General features: G+C 47.3%; 9 protein-coding genes and 1 riboswitch. Of the genes, 6 read left to right on the forward strand and 3 right to left on the reverse strand.

Annotated features, from left to right (window positions below; all coding sequences use genetic code 11):
* The first annotated feature begins 285 nt into the window (after positions 1–285).
* The 4 genes from GPL15_RS22450 (at position 286) to GPL15_RS22465 (ending at position 5,200) form a co-directional block, all read left to right on the forward strand.
* The gene (locus GPL15_RS22450; protein WP_215700913.1) at positions 286–1,155 is read left to right on the forward strand and encodes a DUF305 domain-containing protein; all 870 of its coding nucleotides are present in this window, start codon (positions 286–288) and stop codon (positions 1,153–1,155) included.
* 497 nt (positions 1,156–1,652) lie between these two features.
* Positions 1,653–1,826: riboswitch (Lysine riboswitch) on the forward strand.
* A gap of 81 nt (positions 1,827–1,907) precedes the next feature.
* The gene (locus tag GPL15_RS22455; RefSeq protein ID WP_215700914.1) at positions 1,908–3,380 is read left to right on the forward strand and encodes an amino acid carrier protein; all 1,473 of its coding nucleotides are present in this window, start codon (positions 1,908–1,910) and stop codon (positions 3,378–3,380) included.
* Complete coding sequence (locus GPL15_RS22460) at positions 3,381–4,994, forward strand: amidohydrolase (RefSeq protein WP_215700915.1); 1,614 nt, start codon at positions 3,381–3,383, stop codon at positions 4,992–4,994.
* A 47-nt stretch (positions 4,995–5,041) separates the two neighbouring features.
* A complete protein-coding gene (locus GPL15_RS22465; RefSeq protein WP_215700916.1) occupies positions 5,042–5,200 on the forward strand; it encodes a hypothetical protein in 159 nt (52 codons plus the stop codon).
* A 76-nt stretch (positions 5,201–5,276) separates the two neighbouring features.
* Here GPL15_RS22465 and GPL15_RS22470 read toward each other — a convergent pair whose 3' ends face one another.
* The 3 genes from GPL15_RS22470 to GPL15_RS22480 are packed head-to-tail and all read right to left on the reverse strand — an operon-like array spanning position 5,277 to position 9,037.
* A complete protein-coding gene (locus GPL15_RS22470; protein ID WP_215700917.1) occupies positions 5,277–5,588 on the reverse strand; it encodes a hypothetical protein in 312 nt (103 codons plus the stop codon).
* Between the two features lie 14 nt (positions 5,589–5,602).
* Positions 5,603–7,231 (reverse strand): response regulator, encoded by a 1,629-nt coding sequence (locus tag GPL15_RS22475; protein WP_215700918.1) that lies wholly within the window; start codon positions 7,229–7,231, stop codon positions 5,603–5,605.
* Between the two features lie 45 nt (positions 7,232–7,276).
* The gene (locus GPL15_RS22480; RefSeq protein WP_215700919.1) at positions 7,277–9,037 is read right to left on the reverse strand and encodes a sensor histidine kinase; all 1,761 of its coding nucleotides are present in this window, start codon (positions 9,035–9,037) and stop codon (positions 7,277–7,279) included.
* Between the two features lie 247 nt (positions 9,038–9,284).
* Between GPL15_RS22480 and GPL15_RS22485 the strand changes: the two genes are divergently transcribed.
* On the forward strand, positions 9,285–10,685 hold the full coding sequence (locus GPL15_RS22485) for a family 43 glycosylhydrolase (RefSeq protein ID WP_215700920.1): 1,401 nt from the start codon (positions 9,285–9,287) through the stop codon (positions 10,683–10,685).
* A gap of 12 nt (positions 10,686–10,697) precedes the next feature.
* Complete coding sequence (locus tag GPL15_RS22490) at positions 10,698–12,182, forward strand: extracellular solute-binding protein (protein ID WP_215700921.1); 1,485 nt, start codon at positions 10,698–10,700, stop codon at positions 12,180–12,182.
* Positions 12,183–12,412 lie beyond the last annotated feature (230 nt).

Genomic DNA, 12,412 nt, shown 5'->3' on the forward strand with positions numbered 1-12,412 from the left:
GCCGCCTTCTTTCCTGCTGAAAGCCTTAGTTCCACTTAATGGTTGGAATCAGACCCCTGTATCGTTGGTTTTCCCCGGTACCGCTCTCCGGTCTTCTGTCCCGCCGTCCGCCCTCCCCGCTTCCCTGCGTATCTTTCTCAATTAAATCCCAATTTTAAATAAACCTATAATTTGGAACCGCGCCCATCATTTCCCGTGTATGAATAATTTCACTCATCCCTCAGGATAATAATAAAAGAATTTCAATGAGCATGAACATCAAATTAAAATTCGGAGGGAGCAATTATGAATAAAAAAAACAATTACTGGTTTATTGGAGGTATTGCTGCTGTTGTAGTAATTCTGCTAATACTGCTGGCGGTCAGCTATAATCGGAGCAGGAATGGAAGGGATGAAAACAGCCTGACCGGAGAAGCGGTTGAAGAGAGTTCTTCATTGGAAGATGGGGCCAGTATTTCGGGACAGAGTACCATGGATCATAACGCTATGGGACATGGGGCGATGGAACATGGAACCATGGGGGCGGACGATGATATGGAAGACGAGAGCCTTACAGCGTATTTAAGCGACCAGGATAAGATCATGACTGACATGATGAGAAGCATGGCAGAGGTGGAAAAGTCGGGAAATGCCTCCATCAATTTTCTGGAAGGCATGATTCCTCATCATGAATCGGCTATTGAGATGGCGGAAAGCTACCTGAAATACGGTGGGAAAAATCAGCAGTTGAAAGAAATGGCGGAATCGATTATTGAAACCCAGACGGATGAAGTCTGGCAGATGAAATCCCTGATCGATGAGCTGAAAGCGCTGGGACAGACGGATGAGGATAAGGAAGAGGCCTATTTGAAAGAATATAATGAAATGATGGCCGCCCATCATGAAGGCCACAGCGCCGGTGACAGCGTTGACCAGGCCTTTGCCGAAGGAATGCACATGCATCATCAAATGGCAGTTGATATGTCTAAGGCCATATTGAATTATGCGGACGAAGGCGCGGTGAAAATGATGGCGCAGAATATCATCCGTATGCAGGAAGAGGAAATGGCACAGATGGAAAGCATTTTACAGGAACTGCAAAAGGAAAATAATCAATCAGAAAATAATCAGTCAGAAAATCAACAAACTGGAAATAAACAAACTGGAAATAATTAATCAGAAAAATAATTAATCAGGAAATAGTCAACCGGAAAATAATCAATCAGGAAACAATATCAGGAAATAATCAGTCCAGAAGTAATTAACCGGAAATAATTAAATGGAAATAATTAAATGGAAATAATTAAATGGAAAATGATCTGCCGGAATGAATGGAAAACTAAAAAATATTTAGGTAACCTAAAAATTTGTGTATATCACCGTAAAACAATCCGTTTCCAAAGAAATTCTTATGTATTTTGTGAATTGCCATTCCCGGGCATCCTGATATAATAAGGATATCAAAAGGGAAAGAGAGGCGGCCAGTATGTACGCAGTTGCTTATATCATCGTTTTTGGATTACTTGCAGTTGATTTATATCCTATTGTGAAAAACGGATTGAAAAAATAAAGGTTGACACAAACGGTATACTGATAGTATGATGTCTAAGTGTGTGTTTGAACGCACTGACGGAAAGCAATGTTCAAACACATTCTGGAAATTTAATACAGAAAGATGCAATAGAGGCGCGGTGAAGATCAGTAGCTCCATGGAGATCCGGCAGGATCATAGAGATGGAAGGAAAGGATTTACCGCCGAAACAGATAAGACCTGCCGGTTTTGTTTGTTGGGATGCAGTTTAAGAAGCTGCATACTCTCACTGAAAAGTGGAGGCGCTATTGGCTGGATTGTTAATATGTAATAAAAAGCAATGGCCTGCGCCGTTGCTTTTTTTGCATCTAAATAAAAAATAGGGGGATATACTAAAATGACAGAATTTTTTAACTGGTTTGCCTATGATATTTTATGGGGGCCGCCGCTGATCGCAATTATGGTTATTACAGGTCTCTACCTGACCGTCCGTTCCGGATTTTTCCAGATCCGGCATCTGGGGTACATTTTTAACCGTACCCTGGGGTGCATTCTCAGGAAAGACCACGTTCAGGATGAAAATGATAAAGGCCTGCTGAGCCCTTATGAAGCGATTGCGACCGCAGTAGGAGGTTCCGTTGGATTCGGCAACATCGCGGGTGTTGCCACAGCGGTGACTACGGGAGGCCCCGGAGCTGTATTCTGGATGTGGATGACAGCTTTGATGGGAATGCTGATTAAGCAGGTGGAAGTCACCCTGGCCGTGTATTACCGCAGGACGGACGAAGAGGGAAATCCCTATGGAGGCCCCACCTACTATATGGAATACGGCCTTGGCGAAGAACGCCATTGGGGTAAAAAATGGCTTCCGCTGGCATTTGTGTTCGGCCTTGGAATTTTCTCCACATTTTTTATCAGCGCATCGAATTTTACCACATCAGAAGTGTTGGCTTCTTCTCTGGGATTAAAGCAGGAATTGGCCGCTCTGCTGCTGGTAATATTTACATATGCCCTGATCTGGCGCGGTGTTAAGAAGCTGGGGCAGATTTTCGTGAAACTGGTTCCTGTGATGAGCCTGGGATATCTGCTTTTTGGAATCGTAATCATTGTGCTGAATATAGGAAACTTGATACCAACCGTTACCGCAATATTCAAGGAGGCATTTACAGGCAGCGCGGCATTTGGCGGGTTTGCCGGGGTTTCCGTGGCGAAGGCCATTTCCACCGGTATGGCCAGAAGCGTTTATTCCAATGAAGCCGGATGGGGAACCAGTCCCATGGTTCACGCCTCCAGCAAGACCAGACATCCGGTGGAGCAGGGGCTTTGGGGATCCTTTGAGGTATTTGTGGATACATTTATCGTGTGTACGGTGACCGCGATCAGCGTTTTGATCACCGGGGAGTGGACATCCGGTGCGACTAATGCTACACTTGCATTAAATGTATTCCGTGATAATCTGGGATTTTTCGGAACGCTGTTCATGACAGCCACCATGGTGATTTTTTCCGTCACAACCTCCGGCGGCTGGTATGTTTATTATGAAGCGACCCTGCGCCATCTGGCAGGAGATCATGCGAAATTGAAAAAATGGATTCTGGTCATGTTCCGTTATTTCTATGCGCTGCCGCCATTTTTGCTGACCCTCTATTTAATTCATGTTGGGGACTTGAGCATTTGGACCATGGTGGACATAACAAGCGGTATTCCTACATTTATCAATGTGATTGTGGTGCTGATCCTGTCAGGTACTTATTTTAAACTGTTAAAGGACTACAGGGCCCGTTATATGAATGATGGAAAAGTGGACGAAAACTTCCCGATTTTCTATGAAGACAAGAAAAAGCAGGAGAGTTTGGAAGGAAGTAAATAAATGAAAACTATTTATATCAATGGCGTTGTTTATACGGGAGAAATGCCTTTCTGCCAGGCGTTTGCAGTTGAAAACGGCCGGTTTCTGTATGCCGGTTCCAATGAAGAGGCAGTGAAGTTAAAAAATGAAGAGGACCTGGTCTGTGATCTGGAGGGCCATTTTGTCTGCGCCGGATTCAATGATTCCCACATGCATTTGGTGAATTACGGATATTCTCTCCAGATGGCGGATCTGGCATCCCATACGGAATCCATGGAGGCCGTTAAAAATGCCGTGAAACAATTTATCGAAGAGCGGCAGATTGAGCCGGGTTCCTGGGTGAGAGGCCGGGGCTGGAATCAGGATTATTTTACCGGTGAAAAGAGATTTCCTACCAGGTATGATCTGGATGAAATTTCTACCGAACATCCCATCTGTCTGACCAGAACCTGCGGACATGCCTGCGTGGTGAACAGCAGGGCGCTTTCGATGGCCGGGATTACCAAAGACACGCCTCAGATTCCCGGGGGCCATTTTGAACTGGGGCCGGATGGAGAGCCCAACGGCATTTTCCGGGAAAATGCCATGGATTTGATCTATTCTAAGCTGCCGGAGCCTACGAAGGATGACATTAAAAAGATGATCGTCGCTGCGTCCAAGGCCCTTAACAGCTATGGCGTCACCTCTTCCCAGACAGACGACCTACTGGTTTTCAATAACGTGCCTTATCAGAGGATTCTGGATGCTTACACCGAATTGGAGGCAGAAGGGAAAATGACGGTGCGGGTAAACCAGCAGGCCCAGTTCATGGATCCGGAAGGTTTAAAGGAGTTTGTGGACAAAGGTTATAATACCGGATGGGGCAGTGAATGGTTCCGAATCGGGCCGCTGAAAATGCTGGGAGACGGATCTTTGGGAGCACGCACTGCTTATATGAGCGAGCCTTATGCGGATGACCCGTCTACCAGGGGGATTCCTATCTTCACCAGAGAACAGTTTGAGGAAATGGTCTGCTTTGCCAATTCCCACCACATGCAGGTGGCCATTCATGCCATCGGAGACGGGATTTTAGACGATATTCTGGCGGCCTATGAAAAAGCTTTGGCAGAATGCCCGAGGACAGACCACCGCCACGGAATTGTACACTGCCAGATCATGCGGCCGGATCAGATCGTTAAGTTTAAGGAATTGTCCCTTCACGCTTATATCCAGTCCATTTTCCTGGATTATGATATTCATATCGTAGAGGACAGGGTTGGAGCAAAAAAGGCGGGAAGCAGTTATAATTTCAAAACTTTATATGATACTGTGCACACGTCCAATGGATCCGACTGCCCTGTGGAGCTGCCGGATGTGATGGCGGGAATCCAGTGCGCTGTGACAAGAACCACATTGAAAGACCATGTGGGCCCGTACCTGCCCAATCAGGCGCTTACGGTGAAAGAGGCCATTGATTCCTTCACAATAGAAGGGGCCTATGCTTCCTTTGAAGAAACAATCAAGGGCCAGATCAAGGCCGGGATGCTGGCGGATTTTGTGGTGCTGGAAGAGAATCCGTTTGAGGCTGAAGCCGGACGGCTGAAAGATATCAAAGTCAGAGAGACTTTTGTGGGGGGAGAGAAAATCTTTAGTTAATGTCTTGGCGTGGGTAACGCCGGGAATCCCGGGAACGCGGTGCGGGTATGGGAGATGGCTGCCGTCCGGATTGTCCGCTGCACGCAGGTTCGGGGCTGAGGGCGCCGCCGGAGGCCGGGCAGAATCCGCCGGATGAGGCCGGAGACGCAGAAGGCCAGGGCACATTTCGCGGTTCCAGCTCATGGTTCAGGCCGGGGCAGCTCTAGGGCCGAAAAGAAGAGAAATGAAGGGTACCGAAAGCATTCATTGAGAATTTCTGAAGAAATTCTCAATTCAGGCTTTCTAAATCGCTGACTTTGAGGTCAGCGATTTCCCCTCCATTTCTCTTCCTTTCGGCCCAAGAGCTGCCGACGGCCTGAACAAATCGCTGGAACCGCGAAACGTGCCCTGGCCTTCTGTGTCTCCGGCCTCACCCGGCGGATTCTGCCCGGCCTCCGGCGGCGCCCTCAGCCCCGAACCTGCGTGCAGCGGACAATCCGGACGGCAGTCATTTTCCATACCCGCACCCACAGAATCCGCCTGCCCCGCCCCTGCCCCAAAGCCCAGCGTTCCATCCGCTGCTTCGCTACGCTTTCCTGCGTATCTTCCGCCCATACTTCCCACTCTATTCATATCTGAAGAATATTCCGATACTCATTAGGCGTAGCCCCATATTTTTTCTTAAATGACTGAATAAAATAACTGGTATCGTGGTATCCCACCGCCCTGCCGATTTCGGCAGTTTTCATCCCGCTGTTCTGAAGCAGGTTTTTGGCTTCATTAAGCCGGGTATTGCTCAGGATTTCAGTGAAATTGATTCCGTAGGATCTGCGGATCAGCCGGCTGATATAGGTGGGGCTGAAATGAAAATATTCGGACAGCAGGTCTAAAGACAGATCCTGTGAGTAATTTTCTTTGATATACTGGACAATTTGATTGGCGGTGTCATCGTAATGAGTAAGGGTGTTTTTACAGCTTTCTGAGATCAGGTCATTTAAAAAATTTTCTGTATAGTCCATCAGGTCTTCCAGGGTCTGGCGGTCCAGAATCTGGTAGATCCAGGCCATGTTGTGATCGGAGGAAGGCTTGTTCGGCAGGGCTTTTTCATTTGCGGTCTGTACAGCCTGCAGAAGAGTGGCAATGATGAGGTGCCTGCATCGGTTCATATCCGGAGATTGGGAAGTCATGAACAGATGGGACAGATACTGGATGAAGTTCTGCATCTCTTCCCGGTTTCCGGTTCTGATACTCCGTTCAAATGCTTCTTTCCGGGCTTCCGGGACGTGATAATCCTCGCTGTCATTTGACTGGATATCCTTAAAATATAAGGTGGGATCATCATTAAAAAAACAGCATTGATTCAGGGAAAATGCGGCCTGATAGTAAAGGGCGCCGATTCCGGTAAGAGAATCCCCCATATTGCTGATGCCGAAAGACAGGTGGACACCCAGATCGGACAAAATCGCCTTTTTTGCTTTGTGGGTTCCGAGCTGTACAATGGCCATACAATCCGCCTCTGAGATGGATTCTGAAAAAATCAGGAGGAAATGTATCCGGTCTCCGGAATGGTAGGTCAGAGTGTCGGCAGTCAAGTTTTTAAAGGTTTCTTTGCAGGTATTGCGTATGGCCATGGAAGTCATGTAATTTTCTAAAACTTCCTGGCGGCTGCCGCTGAGGGACGGAGTATCTTCTATAGAATACGCGGCAGATATTACCACATATCTGCCCACCGGAATTTCAAACAGCCGGAAGGTGTCCAGGGCCAGTTCTTCAGAAACATACCGGCCGTCCACCAGGTCAGAAAACAGGTTGGACCGCAGGGTGGGAAGGGCCGTCTGAAATTGTACTTTTAATTTCTGGAACTGGGCCTCCTTATTCTTTCTGATATGTATGGCTTTTGATATTTTATTCAGGGTGTTTAACAGGGTTTCGGGGTCCGTGGGCTTTAGCAGGTATTCGTCCACATGAAGGTGGAGGGCCTGTTTGACCAGCGCTAATTCATCAAAGCCGGTGAGCAGGATTACGTAAATGGAAGGATAATCCTTCTTTATATTCCTGGTTAAATTCAGCCCGTCCATCACCGGCATCTTAATATCGCTGATTATGATATCCGGTGAGAGCACCCGGGTCATCAAAAGCGCTTCTTCTCCGTTTTCGGCTTGTCCCACAAGTTCATATCCATTATCGGCCCAGGGAAACGCGGCCAATCCTTTTCGTATCATGATTTCATCATCCGCAATCAATACTTTCAATTTCATTTTAATCCTCCCTCCAGCTGGCCTCCATGCCTCAGTTATATTCAGTTATTCATTTTTTCTCTGATCAGGCAGAGAAATATAGGGGATCTGAATGGTGACCGTGGTTCCGCTGTTGGGCTGGGATTTGATATCCAGGCCGTAATCCGTGCCGTAGATATACTGGATGCGGCTGTGGACATTCAGAAAACCCAGGCCCGTATGGGTGCTGTTGGATTTGGAGTGGCTGATCCAGATTTCTTCCAGTCTTTTTTGGGTGATGCCGATTCCATTGTCCTTGATGGTGAAAATGACGGTGTCCTCCGACAATTCCCCTCTAACCAGAATCAATCCGGTTCCTACCTTACCCTCCAACCCGTGAACAACCGCATTTTCCACAATGGGTTCCAGGATCAGTTTGGGAATGACCAGGTCGTTCAGACGGTCATCCACATCGATGACCGCGCTTATTTTATCCTGATACCTGATTTTTTGGATCAGAAGATAGTCCTGGACACAGGACAACTCCTCTTTTAAGGTGATGTTTTGGTTTTTGTTGATGCTGATCCGCATCAGGCGGCTGAGGGCCGATGCCATTTTGGAGATTTCCGGCATTCCGTTTAGCTGGACCGTCCAACTGATGGTATCCAGCACATTGTATATGAAATGCGGATTGATCTGGGCCTGGAGCATTTTAAATTCAGCGTCTTTATAGAGGAGTTCTTTTTTATATACATTATCAATGAGGCTGTTGACTTTTTGGACCATGGAATTAAAATGGCGGCTTAACTGGCCAATTTCGTCGTCGCTTTCGATGGGGAGGGATACCGTAAAATCTCCTTTGGCTGCGATGTCCATGGAATTGGCCATGTTGTGCAGCGGGCGGATCAGGGAATTGGAAAAAAATATGACCACAAAGGACACCACTCCGGTCATGGCAGCCACAAAAGAGGCGGCCCATCGGAAAAGCTGGTTTAACTGGCCGTACAGAGCGTCTTCCGAAATGAGGCCGTACACCACCAGCCCTTTATCGGGCAGGGCATTGGCGGTCACAAGAAAAGGGCTGCCCTCATATTCAATATTTGAAAAAGAAGAGGAGGAAGAATCCAGAACGGATAAGCTGCGGTATAGATCAGGAGCGTAAGCCTTTCCGCAGATATAATTTCCATATAAATCAAGTATGACCAGATTGCCCTTTCCCGAGATAAATGACTGGTTGATGCTGCTGTCCAGGTATTTCTTTTTGACGGAAATGGTCAGCGCTCCCAAATTTCTGGTAGTCGTAATATTGCGGATTTCCTTCAGCAGACAAAGTTCCCCATCCCTTAAAAAATGCCAGGATATCCTGCCGCTGTCCGATTCCGCCAGCTCTTTTATAACTGAAATTTCATGGCTGTCAAAGGTGGGAATCCTGTTGGGAACCTCAAAAATCATGCCGTTATCCGCAAAAATATTGATGGTATTTAACTTATTGGAAGAATAGTTGGTGATCAGTACACGCTCTGCCGTAGAAAAATAAGAAGGCGGCACGTCGTCATAGCTTTCATAGGGAGCATCCAGCTTTTCGGTCAAAATGGACTGGATTTCTGTGCTGTAAGATATGAAGTCCGCCATGTAACAGATGCTGTTCAAGGTATTATCAAGGGCAGTGGAAGTCTGAATGACGGCATCGATGGCCTGCTGCTGGGTGCTGCTTCTTAAAATGGATAAAGTTTTCATATAAATGGGCAGGAAAACGAAAATGCTGATCATCGCAATGATCAGAAAAAAATACGACAGCAGCTTGTTGCGTATGGACATATTTCTAAAAAAATGAATTTTTTCCGCCATGGTTCCACCATTACTTTCTCTATCAATTTTCCGCTGTCTGAACTGTTACATTTATTATAATAAATAGTACAAAAATGTGACATAAAAGTCAAATTAATGGTAAATATAGACAAAATAATCATATAAAAGGACAAAAATATTATACAGAACCCGTGAAGAAAGAGGATAAATACTTTGGATTTAACGTGGGATGCCGCTTTGTTATAATGAAGACAGAAATTCACAAAGGGAAGGAGTTTACAGAGGGATGCAGAAATTATATTATCAGCCTGAGGGCCATTGGTTTGGGGATTGTATGCCGTTTGGATATGACGGGAAATTTTATGTATTTCATCAGAGGGATACGAGAAACCCCAAGCCGTTGAGGGAGGGACAGCCGTTTGGCTGGTCTTTGGCGGTAACAGAGGATTTTGTACATTTTGAAGATTACGGAGAGGTTTTGAAACGGGGAGAGTACGAGGCGCAGGACCAGTATATCTATGCGGGGAGCATTTTTCAGGCCCAGGGCAGGTTTCACGCCTTTTATACCGGATTTAACCGGGAATATGAAGCCCAGGGAAAGCCGTCCCAGGTTTTGATGCACGCGGTCAGCGACGATCTGGTTCATTGGGATAAAACAAAAGACAAGCTGCGCTTTACCCCCCAGCCCGGATATGATCCCAATGACTGGAGAGATCCATTTGTATTTTGGAATGAGGAAGAGAAGCAGTACTGGCTGATTTTGGGGGCCAGGAAACTGGACGGCAAAAAGCAGATCAACGGCTGCAATGTTTATTTTACATCGGAGGATCTGGAAAATTGGGAATTCAGAGGGGACTTTTGGGCTCCGGGGATATTTACCATGCATGAAATGCCGGATCTGTTCAAAATAGGGGATTGGTGGTATCTGCTGAATTCTGAGTACAGCGACAAGAAAAAAATCGTTTACCGAATGAGCAAAAGCCTGAAAGGGCCATGGAAAGCGCCGGCCGACGATGGGTTTGACGGCAGGGCCTATTATGCGGGACGGACATTTGAGGTGGGAGGGCAGAGGATTTTATTCGGGTGGGTGCCCACAAGGGAAGAGGACGACGATAAAAACAATTTCCAATGGGGCGGAGCCCTTGTTGCCCACGAAATATTCCAAAGGGAGGACAACACCCTGGGCGTGAAAATGCCGGACACTGTTTGGGCGGCATTTGGAGAACGGGAAAATGCTCCACGGGATTGGGAGATGGAAACAGAAGATTCCAGGCAGGAAGCGGTGCTTTTACAGGGGTGCGGGGAACTTTACAGCTTTGAGGCGGATGTCATGTTTAAAAAGGGAACCAGGGATTTCGCTTTACGCCTGTATGAGGATGAAGAGACAGGAGCTGCCTACGAATTTAAGTTTCTGGTTGGCGAGAACCGGATGATATTTGAAAAATCGCCTAATTTTCCATGGCCTCAGTGTATGAATATGGGCTTGGAACGGCCAATAAAGCTCTGTCCGGGAGAATTTTACAATATACGGCTGATTGTGGACGGTACGATTGCAACCATTTATGTAAATGGAGTCGCACTGAACGCCAGAATGTATCAAAAGCCCGGAGACAGCCTGGCGCTTAATGTGACGGACGGCGGTCTGAAGATAAAAAATGTATCCATAGCAAAGGGATTGAAAAAATAAGGAGGAAAAGGTATGAGGAGAAGACGTTTGGTGTCATTGGGAATGGCAGCGGTGATGTTGATGGGGGCCATTTCCGGCTGCGGGGCAAAAACACAGACAAATGGCGGTGGAGCGCAGGCAGGTTCCGAACAGAGCGGGGCGGCCCAGTCCGGAGCCGGACAGGCAGGAGCGGCACAGGGCGGGGCAGCGCAGCCTGGAACGGATCAGGCGGGATCGGCCCAGCCCGGTTCCCAGCAATCTGTCTCTGGTGGAAATGAGGAAAAGCCAAAACGCCATGTTAAAATCTACACCCAGCTCACAGAGGCCAATGCCAGCTACTGGGTGTGGGACGATGCGCTGAAGGCTTATCAGGCGGAGATGAACCCGAATTTTACCTGGGAAGTGGAGACGATCCCGGATCATGACCAGTATTTAAATAAACTGAAATTGTATATCGCCGGAGGGGAACTGCCTGACCTGTTCCAGATTCCAAACGGCACATTATCCGCGGAACTGGCAGGGGACGGCAAGATGGTTAATGTGGAAGAAGAATTGAAACGGATGAATATGTATGATAAATTCAATGCCGGATGCCTGGATTTCCTGAAATTCGACGACGGCAGCCTGTACCTGTACCCGGACGGCCGATACTGCGAGCTGTTTTGGTACTGGAAAGATACATTTGATAAATACAATCTGGAAGTTCCTGCGACCTGGGACGATTTCTTAAACTGCTGTAAGGTGCTGAAAGAAAATGGCGAGACGCCCATTTCCCTGGCCGGTTCCCAGTCCTGGCTGAACCTGAGGTTTATATCATTCATTCCGTGGGTGAGCGGAGGCGGAGAGTTTATTAACCGTTTTAAAAAGGGTGAAATCAAATACGAGGAAGACCAGAGCGCTGTGGACGGCGTCAATCTGATGTATGAACTGGCATCCAACAAGTATTTTATCAAGGGGTTTGAGAATCTGGCCTTTGCGGACTGTGTCAATGCCTTCGCGAGCAAGCAGGCAGCCATTGTCTATACAGGATTTAACAATGTGACGGATTCGATGAAAGAGGCATATGCCAATGGGGAGATCGGATATTTCCAGGTTCCGTATCCAAATAGCTATACGGGAAATACGGTATCCATACCTGTCCATACCGGAAAAGCATGGGGAATCAGCCAGGGAGCTTATGACCCGGAACTTCAGCGTTTCTTTGAATATTTTGTAAACCATCATACGGAATACGCCTATGCGCATCAGCTTTTTTCTCCGCTGGATGAGGAAATGACAGGGGATCTTCCGGTAGTGATGCAGGATATCTATAAGGATTTGGTAGGCGTGGAACAGGGCTGGATCTCATGGGATGATAAATTTGACCCGGCTACAATCGTTACCAGCGGCGAACTGGCTATAGAACTCTCCCAGGCTCTGATCAAACTGTGGGAATGTATGGGGCTACGGACTGGGGGCGGACTTTTACTACGATCGCGCTCACGATTATTCCCACCTTGTTTATTTACTTTTTCCTGAGTAAGTATATGCTGGCGGGAATGACGGATGGGGCGGTGAAGGGGTAGGGAAAATTGGGATTTAATTGAAGAAAGTTACGCAGGGAAGCGGGGAGGGCGGACGGCGGGACAGAAGACCGGAGAGCGGGACCGGGGAAAACCAACGATACAGGGGTCTGATTCCAACCATTAAGTGGAACTAAGGCTTTCAGCAGGAAAGAAGGCGGTCCGATGCCCATTCACGGTAAACTC

The organism is Clostridium sp. MCC353 (genome assembly GCF_018785315.1).
In the GTDB taxonomy this organism is placed as follows: Bacteria; Bacillota; Clostridia; order Lachnospirales; family Lachnospiraceae; genus CHH4-2.

Excerpts from the sequence above, each read along its gene's own strand:
- GPL15_RS22450 (WP_215700913.1), top strand. The coding sequence starts at position 286 with ATGAATAAAAAAAACAATTACTGGTTTATTGGAGGTATTGCTGCTGTT.
- GPL15_RS22475 (WP_215700918.1), bottom strand. The coding sequence starts at position 7,231 with ATGAAATTGAAAGTATTGATTGCGGATGATGAAATCATGATACGAAAA.
- GPL15_RS22470 (WP_215700917.1), bottom strand. The coding sequence starts at position 5,588 with ATGGGCGGAAGATACGCAGGAAAGCGTAGCGAAGCAGCGGATGGAACG.
- GPL15_RS22480 (WP_215700919.1), bottom strand. The coding sequence starts at position 9,037 with ATGGCGGAAAAAATTCATTTTTTTAGAAATATGTCCATACGCAACAAG.
- GPL15_RS22490 (WP_215700921.1), top strand. The coding sequence starts at position 10,698 with ATGAGGAGAAGACGTTTGGTGTCATTGGGAATGGCAGCGGTGATGTTG.
- GPL15_RS22455 (WP_215700914.1), top strand. The coding sequence starts at position 1,908 with ATGACAGAATTTTTTAACTGGTTTGCCTATGATATTTTATGGGGGCCG.
- GPL15_RS22465 (WP_215700916.1), top strand. The coding sequence starts at position 5,042 with ATGGGAGATGGCTGCCGTCCGGATTGTCCGCTGCACGCAGGTTCGGGG.
- GPL15_RS22460 (WP_215700915.1), top strand. The coding sequence starts at position 3,381 with ATGAAAACTATTTATATCAATGGCGTTGTTTATACGGGAGAAATGCCT.
- GPL15_RS22485 (WP_215700920.1), top strand. The coding sequence starts at position 9,285 with ATGCAGAAATTATATTATCAGCCTGAGGGCCATTGGTTTGGGGATTGT.